This is a genomic window from Klebsiella sp. BIGb0138 (genome assembly GCF_004342285.1).
Taxonomy (GTDB): Bacteria; Pseudomonadota; Gammaproteobacteria; order Enterobacterales; family Enterobacteriaceae; genus Klebsiella.
Genome location: NZ_SMCV01000020.1, coordinates 17,830 through 36,512, shown reverse-complemented (window position 1 = coordinate 36,512; position 18,683 = coordinate 17,830). Strand labels below are relative to the sequence as shown.

Sequence of the window (18,683 nt, the reverse complement as noted above, 5' to 3'; positions counted from 1 at the left end):
GTCACTTTGAGTGCCCACACAGATTGTCTGATAAATTGTTAAAGAGCAGTTGCGACGCGCTTTAGCGCTCTGTCGCGAGGTGGCGTATATTACGCCTTCCTCTTGCAGAGTCAACCTCGTTTTTCAGAAGTTTTCTCTTTCAACCCGGCGGCTTGTTTGCCGTTGTTCCGTGTCGATGGAGGCGCATTATAGGGAGTTCTCGAACGCCCGCAATAGAAAAGTTGCAGAAAAATGACTGACTGCTGCATTCCCCAGCAAAACCCCACTTTATACCCTGTTACACACAGAATTATCCACAGGCCACGCCACTTCTTACCTGATAAAGGCCATCAAACGCCCCTTCTATATAGAGAAGAGAGCGGCAAAAAAGAGAAAGATAAAAATTCGCGAGCGTTGCGCAAACGTTTTCGTTACAATGCCGCGCTATGACAAGGATGCCCGGTTGGGTGCGTTAGGTGAGTTTTTAGGCAAAAACTCACCTAACGCTCTCTGTAATGTTCAAATCCTGGGGATTTAATACCATGCAACAACGTCGTCCAGTCCGCCGCGCTCTGCTCAGTGTTTCTGACAAGGCCGGTATCGTCGAATTCGCGCAGGCTCTTTCCGCTCGTGGTGTTGAGCTACTCTCTACGGGCGGTACCGCACGCCTGCTGGCTGAGAAAGGTCTGCCGGTAACCGAAGTCTCTGACTACACCGGTTTCCCGGAAATGATGGATGGACGCGTTAAGACCCTGCATCCAAAAGTGCACGGCGGTATTCTTGGCCGCCGCGGCCAGGATGATGAGATCATGGCCCAGCACGCGATCTCTCCTATTGATATGGTCGTTGTTAACCTTTATCCGTTTGCCCAGACCGTCGCCCGCGAAGGGTGTTCCCTGGAAGATGCGGTAGAGAATATCGATATCGGCGGCCCGACCATGGTGCGCTCCGCGGCCAAGAACCATAAAGACGTGGCCATCGTCGTCAAGAGCGGCGACTACCACGCCATTATTAACGAGATGGATGCTAACGACGGTTCCCTGACGCTGGAAACCCGCTTCGATCTCGCCATTAAAGCTTTCGAGCACACCGCTGCCTACGACAGCATGATTGCCAACTACTTCGGCAGCATGGTTCCGGCCTATCATGGTGAGACTCAGGAAGCCTCCGGCCGCTTCCCGCGTACGCTGAACCTGAACTTCATTAAGAAGCAGGATATGCGTTACGGCGAAAACAGCCATCAGCAGGCGGCCTTCTATATAGAAGAAGACATTAAAGAGGCGTCGGTTGCGACTGCCACCCAGGTTCAAGGCAAAGCCCTTTCTTATAACAACATCGCCGATACCGATGCGGCGCTGGAGTGCGTGAAAGAGTTCAGCGAACCGGCCTGCGTGATTGTTAAACACGCCAACCCGTGCGGCGTCGCAGTCAGCACTTCAATTCTGGATGCTTACGATCGCGCCTACAAAACCGACCCGACCTCCGCATTCGGCGGCATTATCGCCTTCAACCGTGAACTGGATGCGGAAACCGCACAGGCCATCATTTCTCGCCAGTTTGTCGAAGTGATCATCGCCCCGTCCGCCAGCGAAGAAGCGCTGAAGATCACCGCAGCCAAGCAGAACGTCCGCGTTCTGACCTGCGGCGAGTGGGCGGCACGCGTTCCGGGTCTCGATTTCAAACGCGTTAACGGCGGTCTGCTGGTTCAGGATCGCGACCTGGGCATGGTCACCGAGGGCGATCTGCGCGTCGTGACGAAGCGCCAGCCTACCGAGCAGGAACTGCGTGACGCGCTGTTCTGCTGGAAAGTGGCCAAGTTCGTGAAATCCAACGCGATTGTCTATGCAAAAGAGAACATGACCATCGGGATAGGTGCAGGCCAGATGAGCCGCGTTTACTCGGCGAAAATTGCCGGTATCAAAGCGGGCGATGAAGGTCTGGAAGTGAAAGGCTCGGCAATGGCTTCTGACGCCTTCTTCCCGTTCCGTGACGGTATCGACGCTGCTGCTGCAGTAGGCATTACCTGTGTTATCCAGCCTGGCGGCTCTATCCGTGACGACGAAGTCATTGCCGCAGCTGACGAACACGGCATTGCGATGATCTTCACCGACATGCGTCACTTCCGCCATTAATTCACGGAGCAGAACATGAAAGTATTAGTGATTGGCAACGGCGGCCGCGAACACGCGCTGGGATGGAAAGCGGCACAGTCTCCGCTGGTTGATACCGTTTACGTCGCGCCGGGCAACGCCGGTACCGCGCTGGAACCTGCGCTGCACAACGTCGCTATCGGCGTCACCGATATCCCGGCCTTGCTGAGCTTCGCCCAGAGCGAAAAGATCGATCTGACCATCGTCGGCCCGGAAGCGCCGCTGGTGATTGGCATTGTCGATGCGTTCCGCGCAGCCGGTCTGAAAATCTTCGGCCCGACCGAAGGCGCCGCCCAGCTGGAAGGCTCAAAAGCGTTTACCAAAGATTTCCTCGCGCGGCATAACATTCCGACCGCGGAATATCAGAACTTCACCGAAGTCGAACCTGCGCTGGCCTACCTGTGTGAGAAAGGCGCGCCGATCGTTATCAAAGCTGACGGTCTGGCGGCCGGTAAAGGCGTTATCGTGGCGATGACGCTGGAAGAAGCGGAAGAGGCGGTGAAAGATATGCTGGCCGGCAACGCTTTCGGCGACGCGGGCCACCGTATTGTTATCGAAGAGTTTCTCGACGGCGAAGAGGCCAGCTTTATCGTGATGGTTGACGGTGAACACGTCCTGCCGATGGCCACCAGCCAGGACCACAAACGCGTGGGCAATGGCGATACCGGTCCGAATACCGGTGGTATGGGCGCCTACTCGCCGGCCCCTGTGGTGACGGATGAAGTCCATCAGCGCACGATGGATCGTATCATCTGGCCTACGGTCAAAGGGATGGCGGCGGAAGGCAATACCTATACCGGTTTCCTCTACGCCGGGCTGATGATCGACAAACAGGGTAACCCGAAGGTGATTGAGTTCAACTGCCGCTTCGGCGATCCGGAAACTCAGCCCATCATGCTGCGCATGAAATCTGACATGGTGGAGCTGTGTCTCGCCGCCTGTGACGGTAAACTGGATGAGAAAACCTCCGAGTGGGACGATCGCGCCTCGCTTGGCGTGGTGGTTGCCGCAGGCGGCTATCCGGGCAACTACGCCACCGGCGACGAAATCTTCGGTTTACCGCAGGAAGAAGCGGCCGATGGCAAAGTCTTCCATGCCGGGACGAAGCTTGCCGACGACCAGCGCGTGGTAACTAACGGCGGCCGCGTACTGTGCGTGACGGCGCTGGGTGATACTGTCGCTCAGGCGCAGCAGCGCGCCTATGAACTCCTGACCGGTATTCATTGGGAAGGAAGCTTCAGCCGTAGCGATATCGGCTGGCGCGCTATTGCCCGCGAGCAACGCTAGCGCCTGAACGTAACCTCATAACAGGCCTCATTGACGGGCGGCTTCATTCTGGAGTCGCCCGTTTTTTATCGTCAGCCCGCCAACCAGTCACGGAGGATGTGCGGCTACGCGCCTCAGAGAAGCGTAGGGTGGAGAAGGATAGAGGGAATCGTAACGCGCACAGGGTCTCTGACAGGAGGTCAGAAGGTTTTTTCCTGCGGCTGCCAGGTACAGAAGTCTTCGTTGGCCACCAGCAGCAGCTGAGCGCCGTCTGAGGCTTCCAGCCACGCTACGCTCACCTCCGCGGATGAGTGACTCTGGCGGCGCGTAATATGGGCTAATGCCCGCGCATCCAGGTCCGGTCTCACGGTTTGCCCTTCGCAGGTGGTGACCGTCTGGTTGGTATGCCAGCGCCCCTGACGCAGGACAACTCGTCCCTGGCGCAATGCGTCGCTGGTCTGGCGAATCTGCGTTGCCCGGTAGCGATAAAGCGCCACCTGATCGCTGGAAAGCTGCTGCTTCTGTCCATCCACTTCACGCTGCATAAAGCTCAGTTCGCCCTGGTCATCAAAGCGGGCGCGAATGTGTTCTTTGGGGTGGCCGTAAACATTAAGCTCGATAAGCGTGAGTCGGTCGCCCTGCCAGCGGTATTCGCTGGTCGAGGTATTGCCGTTACGCCATGGGCTAAAGGCGGCAAGGAGATGCACTTCGCCATTCGCATCCTCACGCCAGATACGCATCGCCCCCTGATTGTCCGCATAGCCGCTGGCGGTGAACGGAGGGAGTGAGGAATCATGGCTGCAGGCAGTGATCAACAGAATGCCCACCAGCGTCAACGCGCGACGCCAGATAGACAAAAGGGGCTTAAAGGCCCCTTCGTTAAAACTGTACACTGCCACGCGGTCTTACTTAACTGCGTCTTTCAGTGCTTTACCAGAAACAAACGCCGGCACGTTAGCAGCGGCAATTTTGATTTCTTTACCGGTCTGCGGGTTGCGGCCAGTACGCTCAGCGCGGTGGTTCACTTTGAAGGTACCGAAACCAACCAGTTGAACAGCATCACCTTCTTTCAGAGACTCGGTAATTGCAGCCAGGGTAGATTCCAGGGCAGCTTTCGCCTGTGCTTTGGACAGGTCAGCTTTGTCCGCAATTACATCAATCAGTTGAGTCTTGTTCATAAGTTATCCTTACAATGTGTTTATCGCTTGCTAAGCACCGAGTGCGACGGAAATGCCTGAAAAGCACTCTCCTGCATACACGCACCGATAGCCACTTTTTTTCGCCCTCCAAATGTAGACCAGACGGGGGGCGGAATGGAAGCCTTCAGACGCTACAATTCAGGCGGTAAATCACGTTTTCTGGTCTCACTGCTGAAAATTTATACCAATATTGCTCTCACCGGCTTCACGAAGGTCTGCGCGCAGCCCTTTGATCAGTTCAATATCGCGTTCTTCGCAGTCGGCCAGCAGACGGAAAATTTCCCACTGAATATCCCATTCTTGCTCAACCGCCGGGTTCTCTTTGAGCTCTTCATCGGTCATTTCGCGACCGGCCTGGGTCATTTCCAGCATCGCCACGGTGGTAATGGAGCTCTTGCTCACCTCAATGGCATGCTCAAGCGTTTCTCCGCTCAGGCGCGAGTGAATCAGTTCGCTCAAGGCGACACAGGCATCGATAGCCGGGTAAACGCCGTACAGATCGTAGTCGTCCGCAACCGGAATCGCCTCTTCCAGCTTTTCCAGCTGGCTATCAAAATTCACCTTCGCGTCTTTGACCGTCAGCGTTTCCCAGATCAGATCGAGGATACGGCGATACAGCTGGCCATCGGCAAATTCGGTTTGCTGGCAGAACATCGCGTAGTTGGGGTACATGCGCTCGCACAAACAGGCCATAAAGGTGACGTGCTGCCAGCTTTCCAGCTTCTCCAGGCGCAGATGAATCGGGTTTTGTAACATGATGAATTCTCGAAGTCAGAAATTAGCCGCAGTGTACCTGAATCAGTCGTGATTTGCTTGCCAACGCACAAACGCCGGGCGCCGCGAGGCCACCGCATCAGCCCAGCGCGTGGGTTCCGGCAGGCGGTAGCCTTTGATGCAGCGCTCCACCCACGCCAGCGCGCTATCGAGGGCTACGCGGTGGCCGGTGCTGACAAACAGCGGGTTGCAGCGCGCTTTGCTGCGCCAGACCCATGCCAGCTGCTCGTTTTTATCCATCAGCGGCGCCAGTGCCCCCGGTTCATCGCCGGGAAGCGTAAAGCGCCCGCACAGGCGCTTTTTCGCCACCCCAATGGTCGGGACATCCACCAGCAGGCCAAAATGGCTGGCCACGCCCAGACGCCGCGGATGGGAAATCCCGTGGCCGTCGACAAATAAGAGATCGGGTTTTTGGCAAAGCTGTTCCCACGCCGCCAGCAGCGCGGGCGTTTCACGAAAAGAGAGAAAGCCGGGGATATAAGGCATCGTGGTGGCAACGCGTGCCACCTGATATTCCACCAGCTCCAGCGAGGGCCAGGCCAGCAGCACCATCGCCGCTCGGGTGACTTCGCCTTCTTGCTCGAAGCCAACGTCTGCTCCGCCGATCAGCCGCGGAGGATCCCGATCCAGCCGATCCTCACGGATGACCGATGCGGCCAGCTCCTGCTGGCGGGCGCGTAGCGATGCCAAATCCATACTCGCTCCTTAGCGATGGTATTGCGCCGACAGCCGGTGTACCGCTTCGACAAACACCCCCGCATGTTCAGGATTCACGTCCTGATGAATGCCGTGACCGAGGTTGAAGACGTGGCCTTCCCCCTGACCGAAGCCAGCAAGAATGGTCGCCACTTCTTCTTCAATACGGGCAGCGGGCGCGTAGAGCATGGAAGGGTCCATATTGCCCTGTAGCGCCACTTTGTGACCGACGCGACGGCGAGCGTCGGCGATATCGGTGGTCCAGTCGAGACCCAGCGCATCGCAGCCGGTTTCGGCCATCGCTTCCAGCCACTGTCCGCCGCCTTTGGTGAATAAGGTCACCGGTACGCGGCGGCCTTCGTTTTCACGCAGCAGGCCATCGACGATTTTGTGCATGTAGTACAGCGAGAACTGCTGATAATCGCGGCCGGTCAGCACGCCACCCCAGGTATCGAAAATCATCACCGACTGGGCGCCCGCTTTGATCTGGGCATTAAGGTACAACGTGACGCTTTTTGCCAGCTTATCGAGCAGCGCATGCAGGGTCTGCGGATCGGCATACATCATTTTTTTGATGACAGTGAAGGCCTTACTGCTGCCCCCTTCAACCATATAGGTCGCCAGGGTCCACGGGCTGCCGGAGAAGCCAATCAGCGGAACCTCACCTTTGAGCTCACGACGAATGGTGCGTACCGCATTCATCACGTAACCGAGTTCATCTTCCGGATCGGGGATCGGCAGTTTGTCGACGTCGGCTTTGCCGGTAATGGTCGAGGTGAAGCGCGGACCTTCGCCGGCTTCGAAATAGAGCCCCAGCCCCATCGCGTCCGGAATAGTCAGAATGTCTGAAAAGAGGATCGCCGCATCCAGCGCATAGCGACGCAGCGGCTGCAGGGTGACTTCACAGGCCAGCCCGGCATTTTTACACAGAGACATAAAGTCGCCCGCTTCTGCGCGAGTGGCCTTGTACTCCGGTAAATAGCGGCCAGCCTGGCGCATCATCCACACCGGGGTCACATCAACGGGTTGGCGCAGCAGCGCACGCAGATAACGATCGTTCTTCAGTTCGGTCATTTTGCAGTTCCTTAATGCGTCAGGCCGTCATTGTATCACGTCATTCATAGTCGGCCCGACACATTGCCACGGTATCTTCTATCAGCCGGCGCGCCACGGTTCCCGGCGGCGGCAGCAGCGGTAAATCATCGTAGCGATACCAGCCCGCCTCCAGCAGCTCTTTCTTATCGATAACAATCTCGCCGCTGTCATATTCCGCCATAAACGCGGTCATCAGCGACTGCGGGAACGGCCACGGTTGGGAAGTCACATAGCGCAGGTTTTTCACCTTCAGGCCGCTTTCTTCCATCACCTCGCGGGCAACCGCCTGTTCCAGGGTCTCTCCCACTTCGACAAACCCGGCCAGCACCGTATGTACGCCGTTGCGGTGGCGGGTATGCTGCGCCAGCAAAATAGAGTCGTCCCGGCGAATCGCCACGATCATGCACGGGGCGATTTGCGGGTAATAGCGCTCGCGACAGTGGCTGCACAGCATCGCCCATTCGCTTTTGCTTGGCTGCATCGGATGCCCGCAGTAGCCGCAGAATTTATGCGAGCGGTAAAACTCGGCCAGCTGGATGCCGCGCCCCGCCAGCTGAAACAGCCCCGGATCCTGATCCAGCACCTGACGCAACGATCCCATATCATGCCGACGATCCTGGCGCACCAGCCATACCGCTTCTCCTTGCCATTCACCGATATGCCGCGCGTGCTGTCCGACAAGATTGAAATTTACCGCTTCGCCATGTGGTAATTCCCCGTCGGGTAACCATAATTTTTGTTCGTGGCTGACGATCCACCAGCCGCGATCTAATTTTTCAATAATACGATCCATATCTATTGCACTACCTTCGTTTTACTGGCACTTTTAACATTATATTTACATTTTGGTGAGCAACGTTATTTTTCTTAATCTTGCGGAGTCAACCATGTTAAACCAGCTGGAAAACCTAACGGAACGTCTTGGAGGCAGTAATAAACTGGTCGATCGCTGGCTGCATGTACGTAAGCATTTGCTCGTGGCTTACTACAAGCTGGTTGGCCTGAAACCGGGTAAAGAATCCTTTATGCGGCTTAACGAAAAGGCGCTGGATAACTTTTGCCAAAGCCTGGTGGATTACCTCTCCTCCGGCCATTTTAATATTTATGAACGTATTCTTGGCGAAATGGAAGGCGACACGCCACTTTTGGCGGCCACGAAGCTCTATCCGCAGCTGGAAGCCAATACCCAGCAGATTATGGATTACTACGATTCCTGCCTCGAAAACGCCATCGATCACGATAACTATCTGGAGTTCCAGCAGGCGCTTTCCGATATTGGCGAAGCGCTGGAAGCGCGATTTGCGCTGGAAGATAAGCTGATCGCCCTCGCCGTTTCCCACAACCAGGAAGACAACATCAGCGACAATATCACGCCGACTGCTTGAGTTGTGAGCCGTTAACGAGTAGTTTACATACATTCTCCCTCTCTGGAGGGGGTTTTATCTTGTCGGAGTGCCTTAACTGGCTGAGACCGTTTATTCGGGATCCGCGGAACCTGATCAGGCTAATACCTGCGAAGGGAACAAGAGTAAACTGCTATAAGCGACCGTCCATCCAGGACCGATCGCATCTGTTACTCCATCCGTCGTCTGACAAGCCATGTCCTTTTTCATCTGGAATGAGCTATGTCTGCAACCAAACTGACCCGTAGAGAACAGCGCGAACGCGCGCAGCGCTTTATTGATACCCTCGAAGGCAGCGTCTTCCCCCGTTCACGGCGTATCTATATTCAGGGCTCGCAGGATGATATTCGCGTGCCGATGCGCGAAATCCAGCTTAGCCCCACGCTGACCGGCGGCGACAAAACCAACCCGCAGTATGAAGATAACGAAGCGATACCGGTGTATGACACCTCCGGCCCGTATGGCGATCCAGACGTTGCCATCGATGTCAGGCAGGGGCTGGCAAAGCTGCGCCAGCCGTGGATCGATGCGCGGCAGGATAGCGAGCCGTTAAACGACCGCAGCTCCCTCTACACCAAAGAGCGTCTCGCCGATGAGGGCCTCGATGCGCTGCGCTTTAGCGGCCTGCTGACGCCGAGACGAGCCAGGCCGGGGCAATGCGTTACTCAGCTCCACTACGCCCGTCGGGGAATCGTTACGCCGGAGATGGAGTTTATCGCCATCCGGGAAAACATGGGCCGGGAGCGTATTCGCAGCGAAGTGCTGCGCCACCAGCACCCGGGGGAAGGCTTTGGCGCCCGCTTACCGGAGAACATCACCGCGGAATTCGTCCGCGATGAGGTGGCCGCCGGCCGCGCGATCGTTCCTGCCAACATCAACCACCCGGAATCGGAACCGATGATCATCGGGCGCAATTTTCTGGTGAAGGTTAACGCCAACATCGGCAACTCGGCGGTGACATCGTCCATCGAAGAAGAGGTCGAAAAACTGGTGTGGTCAACGCGCTGGGGCGCCGACACGGTGATGGATCTCTCCACCGGCCGCTATATTCACGAAACCCGCGAATGGATCCTGCGTAACAGCCCGGTGCCCATCGGCACCGTCCCCATCTATCAGGCGCTGGAGAAAGTGAACGGCATTGCCGAAGACCTCACCTGGGAAGCGTTCCGCGACACTCTGCTGGAACAGGCGGAACAAGGCGTCGACTATTTCACCATTCATGCCGGCGTCCTGCTGCGCTACGTACCGATGACCGCCAAACGTCTGACCGGCATTGTCTCCCGCGGCGGCTCAATCATGGCGAAGTGGTGCCTGTCGCATCATCAGGAAAACTTCCTCTATCAACACTTCCGCGAGATTTGCCAAATCTGCGCCGCCTATGATGTCTCACTCTCGCTCGGCGACGGCCTACGGCCGGGCTCGATTCAGGACGCCAACGACGAGGCGCAGTTCGCCGAGCTGCACACCCTGGGGGAGCTGACAAAAATCGCCTGGGAGTACGACGTGCAGGTGATGATTGAGGGACCGGGCCATGTGCCGATGCAGATGATCCGCCGCAACATGAGCGAAGAGCTGACCCACTGCCACGAAGCGCCGTTCTACACTCTTGGGCCATTAACCACCGATATCGCTCCCGGCTATGACCACTTCACCTCCGGTATCGGCGCGGCGATGATCGGCTGGTTCGGCTGCGCCATGCTCTGCTATGTCACGCCGAAGGAGCATCTCGGCCTGCCGAATAAAGAGGATGTGAAGCAGGGATTGATCGCCTACAAAATCGCCGCTCACGCCGCCGACCTTGCCAAAGGTCATCCGGGGGCGCAGATCCGCGATAACGCCATGTCCAAAGCCCGTTTTGAATTCCGCTGGGAAGACCAGTTCAATCTCGCCCTCGACCCGTTCACCGCCCGCGCTTATCACGACGAAACGCTGCCGCAGGAGTCCGGCAAAGTCGCCCACTTCTGCTCTATGTGCGGGCCCAAATTCTGTTCAATGAAAATCACCCAGGAAGTCCGCGACTATGCCGCCCGGCAGAATATCGACGCCGGCATGGCCGACAGGTCCCAGGATTTCCGCGCTCGCGGCGGTGAGATCTATTTACGTAAGGAGCAAGCCTGATGTATCAACCCGATTTTCCGTCCGTCCCTTTCCGTTTAGGACTCTACCCGGTCGTGGACAGCGTGGTGTGGATTGAACGCCTGCTGAAAGCGGGCGTGCGTACTCTTCAGCTGCGCATCAAGGATAAGCGTGACAGCGACGTTGAGGACGATGTGATCGCTGCTATCGCACTCGGCCGTCAATATCATGCCCGGTTGTTCATCAACGACTACTGGCAGCTGGCCATTAAGCACCAGGCCTACGGCGTGCACCTGGGACAAGAGGACCTGGAAACCACGGACCTGAGCGCCATTCGCCACGCCGGGCTGCGCCTCGGGGTCTCGACCCATGATGATATGGAGATCGATGTTGCGCTGGCCGCACGCCCCTCCTATATCGCGCTAGGTCACGTTTTCCCTACGCAAACCAAACAAATGCCTTCCGCCCCTCAGGGTCTGACGCAGCTCGCTCAACATATCCAGCGCCTGCAGGATTACCCGACGGTGGCGATCGGCGGCATCAGCCTGGCGCGCGCTCCGGCGGTACTGGAAACCGGCGTCGGTAGCATCGCCGTCGTGAGCGCGATTACCCAGGCGGAAGACTGGCGGCAGGCCACCGCCCAACTGCTGGAAATCGCAGGAGCAGGCGATGAATGACAGCGATTTCATGCGCTATAGCCGCCAGCTGATGCTGGAAGATATTGCCATCGAAGGTCAGCAGAAGCTGTTAGCCAGCCGGGTGCTGATCGTCGGCCTCGGCGGGTTGGGTTCTCCTGCCGCGCTGTATCTGGCCGGCGCCGGCGTCGGTATGCTGGTACTGGCTGACGATGACGACGTCCACGTAAGCAACCTGCAACGCCAGATTCTCTTCACCAGCGATGATATCGCCCGGCCGAAAACCGCCGCCGCCAGGCAGCGGCTGGCGCGGCTTAACCCGCAGATTGAGATCGTCACGCTGCAACAACGGTTAAGCGGCGAAGCCCTACGAAGCGAAGTCGCCCGGGCCGACGTGGTGCTGGATTGCACCGATAATATGGTCACCCGCCAGGATATCAATGCTGCCTGCGTCGCGCTGGCCACGCCGTTGATTACCGCCAGCGCCGTCGGGCTGGGCGGGCAGCTGATGGTCCTCACCCCACCATGGGAGCAGGGCTGCTACCGCTGCCTGTGGCCCGATACCGCCGAACCCGAACGTAACTGCCGTACGGCGGGGATTGTCGGGCCGGTGGTCGGCATGATGGGCACGCTGCAGGCGCTGGAGGCGATCAAATTGCTCTCCGGCATGGCAACGCCGCGCAACACGCTGCGGCTATTCGATGCGCGCACCAGCCACTGGCGCAATCTGGCGCTGCAGCGTGCGCTGGGCTGCCCGGTATGCGGAGGGCGCCATGCAGATCTGGTTTAACGACGAGCCGATGCAGTGCGCCGGAACGACCACCGTCGCCGACCTGCTCACGCAGCTAGCGCAGCGCCAGGCGGGTACTGCCCTGGCGCTCAATCAACACGTTCTGCCGCGCGAGCGGTGGGAACACCATCTTCTGCAGGAAGGCGATCGGGTCCTGCTTTTTCAGGTTATCGCCGGAGGCTGACATGTTACGTATCGCAGACAAAACGTTTGAATCACATATTTTTACCGGTACCGGAAAATTTTCCGCGCCGCAGGTGATGGTCGAGGCGATTCGCGCCTCGGGTAGTCAACTGGTGACGCTGGCGATGAAGCGCGTCGATCTACGCCAGCACAACGATGCCATTCTTGCCCCCTTGCTGGCGGCTGGCGTCAGTCTGCTGCCAAATACCTCGGGGGCCAAAACGGCAGAAGAGGCCATCTTTGCCGCCCGGCTGGCCCGGGAAGCCCTGGGCACCCACTGGCTGAAGCTGGAGATTCATCCGGACGCGCGCTGGCTGCTGCCGGATCCGATCGAAACCCTGAAGGCGGCCGAGACGCTGGTGCGGGAAGGCTTCGTGGTTCTACCTTATTGCGGCGCCGATCCGGTGTTGTGCAAACGGCTGGAGGAAGCGGGATGCGCGGCGGTGATGCCGCTCGGCGCGCCGATTGGCTCGAATCAAGGGCTGGAAACCCGGGCGATGCTGGAAATTATTATCGAACAGGCGACGGTACCGGTGGTGGTCGATGCGGGAATTGGCGTCCCCAGCCATGCCGCACAGGCGCTGGAAATGGGGGCCGATGCCGTGCTGGTCAACACCGCTATCGCCGTGGCCGACGATCCGGTGACTATGGCGCGGGCCTTTCGTCTGGCGGTAGAGGCGGGATTACTGGCTCGTCAGGCGGGTCCCGGCTCGCGCAGCGCCGGGGCGCAGGCCACCAGCCCACTGACCGGTTTTCTGGAGGCGCAGGCATGACCACCTTTAGCGAACGCTGGAAACAGCTGGAATGGGATGACATTCGCCTGCGTATCAACGGCAAGACGCCAGCCGATGTGGAGCGAGCGATAGCGGCAAAACAGCTCAGTCGTGACGATATGATGGCCCTGCTCTCTCCCGCCGCCGCCGGCTATCTGGAGCCGCTGGCCCAGCGCGCGCAGCGGCTGACCCGGCAACGATTCGGCAATACCGTCAGCTTTTACGTTCCGCTGTACCTCTCCAACCTGTGCGCGAACGACTGTACCTACTGCGGTTTTTCGATGAGCAACCGCATTAAGCGTAAGACCCTGGACGAGGAAGAAATTGCCCGCGAATGCGCCGCCATTCGCGCAATGGGCTTTGAACATCTGCTGCTGGTCACCGGCGAACACCAGGGCAAAGTCGGCATGGACTATTTTCGCCGGCACCTGCCCGCTATTCGCAGCCAATTCTCCTCACTGCAAATGGAAGTGCAGCCGCTAACGATGGCAGAGTACGCCGAGCTGAAAACGCTCGGCCTGGACGGCGTCATGGTCTATCAGGAAACGTATCATGAGAGCATGTATGCCCAGCACCATCTGAAGGGTAAAAAACAGGACTTTTTCTGGCGTCTGGATACGCCGGATCGTCTCGGCCAGGCGGGGATCGATAAGATCGGCCTCGGGGCGTTAATCGGTCTTTCTGACAGCTGGCGCGTGGATTGCTACATGGTGGCGGAGCATCTGCTGTGGCTGCAACAGCATTACTGGCGCAGCCGCTACTCTATCTCCTTCCCGCGACTGCGGCCGTGCGCGGGTGGGGTTACCCCCGCCTCGCTGATGGACGAACGGCAGCTGGTTCAGACCATTTGCGCCTTCCGCCTGCTGGCGCCGGACGTGGAGCTCTCGCTCTCGACGCGTGAATCGCCGGCCTTCCGTGACCAGGTGATCCCGCTGGCGATTAATAACGTCAGCGCCTTTTCGAAAACCCAACCCGGCGGCTATGCCGATAACCACCCGGAGCTGGAGCAGTTTGCGCCTCATGACGGTCGTCGCCCGGAGGAGGTGGCCGACGCGCTGGTGGCACGCGGTTTACAGCCGGTGTGGAAAGACTGGGACAGCTGGCTGGGACGCGCCTCGCAGTCGTCATGAAAGGCGGTGTAAGGAGCTGAACGTTTTCCGAACCGGAGTGTAAGATGAAAAGCGGCAGCTGGTAGTTGCGCTCGCGTTTTTTTATTCTGCCTTTGTCAGCAGCGGACGCTGACCAGGGCGAATCCTTTCTCTTCCTCCTTTCGCCCTGCCTCATCGCGAGGCAGGCACCGCCATCAAAGATAAATCCCATCCTCCCGAGGGCCAGGGTTATAATTGACGGAGCATTACCCGATTCGATCGCCAGGCATTGCGGCTAAAACCTGCGCTTCAACCCACGTTATACCTTCTGGAACGATTTACGACACATGGCACGTCACAACAGAACGCTCTCTTTTACTATGCCGATTCTGGTTGGATTTGCAGGGATTTTACTCAGCTTTTTGCTGATCGCGATGTTTGTTACCGTCACGCAGAAAAAGAATTTTCTTGAGGACTACCACCACGTTAATCGCAATTTCACCCACAATCTTGCGGTCAACTACACCGAGTCGCTGCTGCGCGGGAATGATTATATCCTCGCTCGGGCGACCCAATTTTTTGCGAAGAGTGACGAGCTAAATCAGGCGGTTAACGTTGATCCGCAAAAAGGGTTGCAGGAGCTGATGCAGCTACAGGAACTGATGCCAACCGTTTCGTCTATCTCGCTGGCGGATACCCATGGCCGCTACCTGCGTGCGCCAGAGGTGCTGGAGAGCGATGACAGTCGCGCCTTCGATCCCAGGACCCGGCCATGGTTTATCAAGCAGGCGGAGGCCAGTACCTTTAGCCTCTATACCAGCCCCTATCTGGACTACTTCACCCATCGTCCGACCATTACCCTGTATAAACCCATCATCTCGCCGCAAGGACGGCTCAAGGGTAGCCTCGCATTTCATCTGGATCTGACCTCGATGGGGTATGCCCTACGCCAGATGGTGGCCCCCATTCAGGGCGAGTTTTTTGTGGTGCAGCGTGACGGGAAAGTGGTGCTTCATCCGGATACCGGCGCGCTTTTTAAGCCCTACGTCAGCAATATGTTAATGGATAAAATGACCAGTGCCGAAGGTCAGCTGTATGACGAGAAAAATGGCATCTGGTATTACTATTATTCGTTTACCAATCCCGACTGGTTTGTTATTTACCGCGTCGCCAACGCTACGCTGGTTGATTTAACGCGCTACGAAACCGATATTGTCGCCTGGGGATTTGCGCTGGCCGCCATCGTGATTGTGCTGTTCGGCCTCTATCTGCGCCACGCCTCGCGTACGGTGCTGATGAACATCATCAATGCGATTAAAACCGGCGATGTCAATCGCGCTCCGCGGCTGGAGGCGATGCTGAGCAAGGCCATCGAAAGTAATAAGCAGCGCGAGCTGACCTATGTGCGCCAGGCCACTATCGATGCCCTGACCGGCTGTAAAAACCGCCGCGCCTTCGACAGCGATATCGCCGCGCTGATGAACGATCATCAGCCTTTCGCCCTGTCTCTGGTCGATATCGATAACTTTAAATCCATTAACGATACCTGGGGCCACCTCAACGGCGATATCGTCTTGCGTAATGTCGCCCGTGAGGGCCTGCAAATCCTGCAGCCGCAACATATTTCGCTCTACCGCTATGGCGGTGAAGAGTTTGCCGTCATTTTCACCGGTGAGCATGTCGCCACCGCGCATACGATTCTGGAAAGCTGGCGGGTCAAGATCGCTCAGCGTACCTGGCGTGAAGAGGGATTGACGGTGACCTTTAGCGCCGGGTTAGGCGAATGGAATATGGAGCCGCTGGATAAGCTGGTCGTCAGCGTGGATGAAGCGCTCTATAAGGCGAAGCAGCAGGGCAAGAACCGCATCGTTCGCACCTGATCCCTCTTCGCGACTAAAGCCCGCTTCGCCGGGCATTTTTGTCTTTATCGCGGAAAAATTGAAACCGGTTTCATTATTTTGTGATGCCTTACACACAATCATTGCAAAGCGGTTGTCGAGCCCCCCGCCCCGCGATAAAGATGATGCATCAAGGGAACATAAGGGCCATCTACTATGAAGAATATCGTTTTATGCTGCGCCGCGGGAATGTCCACCAGCATGCTGGTTCAACGTATGCAAGACGCTGCACAGAAGAAAGGTGTTGAAGTCTCGATTAAAGCCGTACCGGTCGCTGAGTTTAAAGACAATCTCGCAGCCGCTGACATCATTCTGCTCGGCCCACAGGTGAAATATGAGCAGGCGAAGCTGCAGGCGCTGGCCGATCCGTTCGGTAAGAAAGTCGCGGTTATCGATATGATGGATTATGGCATGATGAAAGGCGATGCCGTTCTTGATAAAGCCCTGAAGTTGATGGAGTAAGTCATGGAAGATTTAGAAACGATCATCATGGAGCTGTTGGTTAACGCCGGCTCAGCGCGCAGTTCAGCATTAACCGCCCTGCAGCTGGCACGCAAAGGTGATTTTGCCGCTTCCGAGCAGGCGATGGCCGAATCTCACGAATTTGTGAAGCATGCGCATAAAATCCAGACTCAGCTCATCGGCCTGGATGAGGGCACCGGTAAGCTTCCGGTCAATCTGATCACGGTCCATTCCCAGGACCATCTGATGAACGCGATGGTGATTCAGGATCTGGCAACCGATATGATCGAACTGTATCGCCGCACCGCGCAGTAACAGCTCATGATCTGCCGTTCCGCCATGCATGATGCCCGTTTATTCGGGCATTGTCCTTTTCGTCGCGGGCGATAGTCCAGCGCCAGATCCAAAAAACGATATCCCTCAACCGCTGGCGATGAACCTCAGCGCGGCTCAGGCTGCCGCCATCGCGGCAAGCGATATATCCCCGGGTCCTCCTTTTCAATCAGCGCCTCGGCGCCGGGCATTCCCCATCGTCTGAAAGGCCCGGCGCCTGCTTTTTGATTACAGGAAACCGTACATCGCGGCAAATACCCAGCCAAACACGCATGAGACGCTGACGCCAATTAACCCCGGCAGAATAAAGCTGTGGTTAATCACGAAGCGGCCGATATGGGTAGTGCCGGAGCGGTCAAACTGAATCGCCGCCAGGTCGCTGGGATAGGTCGGTAGAATATAATAACCATAACAGGCCGGTGCAGAAGCCACGATATATGCCGGGTCGACGCCAATCGCCAGCGCCACAGGGACAATCGCCGCCAGCGCCGCCGCCTGAGAATTAACGAATTTGGAGACAATCAGCAGGACGATGGCATAGGCCCACGGATACTCTTTCACCATTTCGCCCAGCACGCCTTTAATCTCCGACATGTGCGCGCCGAACATGGTTTCTGCCATCCAGGCAATACCGTACACCGCCACGATGGCAATCATTCCCGAGCGGAAAACCTCATTCTTTGAAATCGATGCCGGGTTTGTTTTGGTAATGATGATAATGAGCGCGCCGGAAAACAGCATAAACATCTGAATCACCAGCACCATTGACAGCGGCTTACCGTCGAAAGCGGGACGCAGCTCCGAAAACGCCCCCAGAACGGCCACGACGGCAATCGAAGCGAGGAAAATCCACATCGCTATCCAGTTACTGGTCGGCAATTTTCTGTCCAGCAGCGTTGCCGTATCACCATACACATAGTGGCGATTTTCCGGCGTCGAGATGAATGCCTGAAACTCCTCGTCTTTATCTAAGTCCTTACCGCGAAACCAGCTAAAAATACCAATGGCCAGGATCCCCAGCAGCGTGGAAGGGATGGTGATGGCCAGCAGATCGAGGAATTCCAGATGCTTGCCGTTGAAGGTAAAGTTGCCCAACATCGCCACCAGAGATACCACCGCTACGGAAACCGGGCTGGCGATAATCCCCATCTGAGCGCCAATGGAGCTGGCGGCCATCGGGCGCTCGGGACGAATATTGTTCTTGATAGCCACGTCATAAATGATGGGCAGAATGGTGTAGACCACGTGGCCAGTGCCGCAAAGAATCGTCAGCGTACAGGTGACGAAAGGCGCCACGATAGAGACATACTTTGGATTACGCCGCAGTAGTTTTTCGGCAATCTGCAGCATCACGTCCAGCCCGCCAGAGGCCTGCAACGTCGCCGAGGCGGCGACAACCGCAATAATCACCAGCATAACATCGACCGGTGGCTTACCCGGCTGAAGGTGAAAAACAAAGACTAAAATAACCAGTCCGATACCGCCTAAAAGGCCGAGCGCGATACCGCCTTTTCTGGCGCCATAAAACAAACACATTAAGATAATGATGAGCTGTATTACGAATTCCATGTATCCCCCAGAACCAGGCCATTAAGATCAAAAATTTATCTGCCGCTGTCGTTTTATTTGTCACTCTCCCCGGCGTATTTTTCAGATATAAAAACCCCTCCTCAGCTTCACCAAACCGAAGATAAAGAGGAAAAGTAATCACATGATTAATTGGACTTTTTGACTATATCGCCTTTGTTTTATGGATTTTTTGATACATGTAGAATTTTTACCCATCAAAAAGTGTGGGTATTAAGAAAAAGGGGGCGGGTCTTTTGTATATAGATTGTTTGCTGCTTAATTGAAGGGGAAATATTAATAGAATGTAATTGATT

At 56.8% G+C, this 18,683-nt stretch carries 19 protein-coding genes and 1 riboswitch; of the genes, 12 read left to right on the top strand and 7 right to left on the bottom strand.

Translation table 11 applies throughout. The annotated features are described in order from the left end of the window. Window positions 1–521 precede the first annotated feature (521 nt). Both purH and purD read left to right on the top strand, forming a co-directional pair. Window positions 522–2,111, top strand: coding sequence for a bifunctional phosphoribosylaminoimidazolecarboxamide formyltransferase/IMP cyclohydrolase (gene purH / locus EDF73_RS26900; RefSeq protein ID WP_132731980.1), 1,590 nt, complete (start codon window positions 522–524; stop codon window positions 2,109–2,111). 15 nt (window positions 2,112–2,126) lie between these two features. Continuing rightward, the gene (gene purD / locus EDF73_RS26895; RefSeq protein WP_132731979.1) at window positions 2,127–3,416 is read left to right on the top strand and encodes a phosphoribosylamine--glycine ligase; all 1,290 of its coding nucleotides are present in this window, start codon (window positions 2,127–2,129) and stop codon (window positions 3,414–3,416) included. 179 nt (window positions 3,417–3,595) lie between these two features. On the opposite strand, the gene EDF73_RS26890 is transcribed toward purD, so the two are convergent. The 6 genes from EDF73_RS26890 to nudC form a co-directional block, all read right to left on the bottom strand. Continuing rightward, window positions 3,596–4,288, bottom strand: a complete 693-nt coding sequence (locus tag EDF73_RS26890; RefSeq protein ID WP_132731983.1) for a DUF1481 domain-containing protein — start codon at window positions 4,286–4,288, stop codon at window positions 3,596–3,598. Window positions 4,289–4,300: 12 nt separating this feature from the next. Next, complete coding sequence (gene hupA / locus EDF73_RS26885; protein ID WP_002884342.1) at window positions 4,301–4,573, bottom strand: nucleoid-associated protein HU-alpha; 273 nt, start codon at window positions 4,571–4,573, stop codon at window positions 4,301–4,303. A gap of 186 nt (window positions 4,574–4,759) precedes the next feature. Then, on the bottom strand, window positions 4,760–5,350 hold the full coding sequence (locus tag EDF73_RS26880) for a YjaG family protein (RefSeq protein ID WP_132731978.1): 591 nt from the start codon (window positions 5,348–5,350) through the stop codon (window positions 4,760–4,762). Window positions 5,351–5,392: 42 nt separating this feature from the next. Next, window positions 5,393–6,064 carry a deoxyribonuclease V gene (gene nfi / locus EDF73_RS26875; RefSeq protein ID WP_132731977.1) on the bottom strand — a complete coding sequence of 224 codons (672 nt, stop codon included), beginning with the start codon at window positions 6,062–6,064 and terminating at the stop codon, window positions 5,393–5,395. Between the two features lie 9 nt (window positions 6,065–6,073). Then, the gene (hemE, locus tag EDF73_RS26870) at window positions 6,074–7,138 is read right to left on the bottom strand and encodes a uroporphyrinogen decarboxylase (protein WP_132731976.1); all 1,065 of its coding nucleotides are present in this window, start codon (window positions 7,136–7,138) and stop codon (window positions 6,074–6,076) included. A 40-nt stretch (window positions 7,139–7,178) separates the two neighbouring features. Beyond that, window positions 7,179–7,952: an NAD(+) diphosphatase gene (gene nudC / locus EDF73_RS26865; RefSeq protein ID WP_132731975.1), complete on the bottom strand. Its 774-nt coding sequence runs from the start codon at window positions 7,950–7,952 to the stop codon at window positions 7,179–7,181. 94 nt (window positions 7,953–8,046) lie between these two features. On the opposite strand from nudC, the gene rsd reads away from it, so the two are divergent. From rsd to EDF73_RS26815, 10 genes are all read left to right on the top strand, one after another. After that, entirely contained in the window at window positions 8,047–8,544 is a 498-nt protein-coding gene (gene rsd / locus EDF73_RS26860) for a sigma D regulator (protein WP_132731974.1), read from the top strand. Window positions 8,545–8,597: 53 nt separating this feature from the next. Continuing rightward, window positions 8,598–8,698, top strand: a riboswitch (TPP riboswitch). 86 nt (window positions 8,699–8,784) lie between these two features. Further along, window positions 8,785–10,680 (top strand): phosphomethylpyrimidine synthase ThiC, encoded by a 1,896-nt coding sequence (thiC, locus tag EDF73_RS26855; RefSeq protein WP_132731973.1) that lies wholly within the window; start codon window positions 8,785–8,787, stop codon window positions 10,678–10,680. Beyond that, window positions 10,680–11,315, top strand: a complete 636-nt coding sequence (gene thiE, locus EDF73_RS26850) for a thiamine phosphate synthase (protein WP_132731972.1) — start codon at window positions 10,680–10,682, stop codon at window positions 11,313–11,315. Before thiC ends, thiE begins: the two co-directional genes overlap by 1 nt. Beyond that, window positions 11,308–12,063, top strand: a complete 756-nt coding sequence (locus EDF73_RS26845) for a HesA/MoeB/ThiF family protein (protein ID WP_132731971.1) — start codon at window positions 11,308–11,310, stop codon at window positions 12,061–12,063. Before thiE ends, EDF73_RS26845 begins: the two co-directional genes overlap by 8 nt. Beyond that, window positions 12,047–12,247: a sulfur carrier protein ThiS gene (gene thiS / locus EDF73_RS26840; protein ID WP_132731970.1), complete on the top strand. Its 201-nt coding sequence runs from the start codon at window positions 12,047–12,049 to the stop codon at window positions 12,245–12,247. Before EDF73_RS26845 ends, thiS begins: the two co-directional genes overlap by 17 nt. 1 nt (window position 12,248) lies before the next feature. After that, a complete protein-coding gene (thiG, locus tag EDF73_RS26835; RefSeq protein WP_132731969.1) occupies window positions 12,249–13,019 on the top strand; it encodes a thiazole synthase in 771 nt (256 codons plus the stop codon). Continuing rightward, window positions 13,016–14,149: a 2-iminoacetate synthase ThiH gene (gene thiH / locus EDF73_RS26830; protein ID WP_132731968.1), complete on the top strand. Its 1,134-nt coding sequence runs from the start codon at window positions 13,016–13,018 to the stop codon at window positions 14,147–14,149. Before thiG ends, thiH begins: the two co-directional genes overlap by 4 nt. Window positions 14,150–14,454: 305 nt before the next feature. After that, complete coding sequence (locus tag EDF73_RS26825) at window positions 14,455–15,987, top strand: sensor domain-containing diguanylate cyclase (protein WP_165905798.1); 1,533 nt, start codon at window positions 14,455–14,457, stop codon at window positions 15,985–15,987. 174 nt (window positions 15,988–16,161) lie between these two features. Next, window positions 16,162–16,467, top strand: coding sequence for a PTS sugar transporter subunit IIB (locus EDF73_RS26820; RefSeq protein WP_132731967.1), 306 nt, complete (start codon window positions 16,162–16,164; stop codon window positions 16,465–16,467). Window positions 16,468–16,470: 3 nt separating this feature from the next. Beyond that, complete coding sequence (locus tag EDF73_RS26815; protein ID WP_132731966.1) at window positions 16,471–16,782, top strand: PTS lactose/cellobiose transporter subunit IIA; 312 nt, start codon at window positions 16,471–16,473, stop codon at window positions 16,780–16,782. 246 nt (window positions 16,783–17,028) lie between these two features. Here the strand turns inward: EDF73_RS26815 and dcuB are convergent, their stop codons facing one another. After that, window positions 17,029–18,369, bottom strand: a complete 1,341-nt coding sequence (gene dcuB / locus EDF73_RS26810; RefSeq protein ID WP_132731965.1) for an anaerobic C4-dicarboxylate transporter DcuB — start codon at window positions 18,367–18,369, stop codon at window positions 17,029–17,031. Between the last annotated feature and the right edge of the window lie 314 nt (window positions 18,370–18,683).

Bases quoted from the DNA above. Each gene is read 5' to 3' on its own strand.
- hupA (WP_002884342.1), bottom strand. From the start codon at position 4,573: ATGAACAAGACTCAACTGATTGATGTAATTGCGGACAAAGCTGACCTG.
- nudC (WP_132731975.1), bottom strand. From the start codon at position 7,952: ATGGATCGTATTATTGAAAAATTAGATCGCGGCTGGTGGATCGTCAGC.
- thiG (WP_132731969.1), top strand. From the start codon at position 12,249: ATGTTACGTATCGCAGACAAAACGTTTGAATCACATATTTTTACCGGT.
- thiH (WP_132731968.1), top strand. From the start codon at position 13,016: ATGACCACCTTTAGCGAACGCTGGAAACAGCTGGAATGGGATGACATT.
- purD (WP_132731979.1), top strand. From the start codon at position 2,127: ATGAAAGTATTAGTGATTGGCAACGGCGGCCGCGAACACGCGCTGGGA.
- EDF73_RS26825 (WP_165905798.1), top strand. From the start codon at position 14,455: ATGGCACGTCACAACAGAACGCTCTCTTTTACTATGCCGATTCTGGTT.
- EDF73_RS26820 (WP_132731967.1), top strand. From the start codon at position 16,162: ATGAAGAATATCGTTTTATGCTGCGCCGCGGGAATGTCCACCAGCATG.
- thiS (WP_132731970.1), top strand. From the start codon at position 12,047: ATGCAGATCTGGTTTAACGACGAGCCGATGCAGTGCGCCGGAACGACC.
- thiC (WP_132731973.1), top strand. From the start codon at position 8,785: ATGTCTGCAACCAAACTGACCCGTAGAGAACAGCGCGAACGCGCGCAG.
- thiE (WP_132731972.1), top strand. From the start codon at position 10,680: ATGTATCAACCCGATTTTCCGTCCGTCCCTTTCCGTTTAGGACTCTAC.
- rsd (WP_132731974.1), top strand. From the start codon at position 8,047: ATGTTAAACCAGCTGGAAAACCTAACGGAACGTCTTGGAGGCAGTAAT.
- EDF73_RS26880 (WP_132731978.1), bottom strand. From the start codon at position 5,350: ATGTTACAAAACCCGATTCATCTGCGCCTGGAGAAGCTGGAAAGCTGG.
- EDF73_RS26815 (WP_132731966.1), top strand. From the start codon at position 16,471: ATGGAAGATTTAGAAACGATCATCATGGAGCTGTTGGTTAACGCCGGC.
- purH (WP_132731980.1), top strand. From the start codon at position 522: ATGCAACAACGTCGTCCAGTCCGCCGCGCTCTGCTCAGTGTTTCTGAC.
- hemE (WP_132731976.1), bottom strand. From the start codon at position 7,138: ATGACCGAACTGAAGAACGATCGTTATCTGCGTGCGCTGCTGCGCCAA.
- EDF73_RS26845 (WP_132731971.1), top strand. From the start codon at position 11,308: ATGAATGACAGCGATTTCATGCGCTATAGCCGCCAGCTGATGCTGGAA.
- nfi (WP_132731977.1), bottom strand. From the start codon at position 6,064: ATGGATTTGGCATCGCTACGCGCCCGCCAGCAGGAGCTGGCCGCATCG.
- dcuB (WP_132731965.1), bottom strand. From the start codon at position 18,369: ATGGAATTCGTAATACAGCTCATCATTATCTTAATGTGTTTGTTTTAT.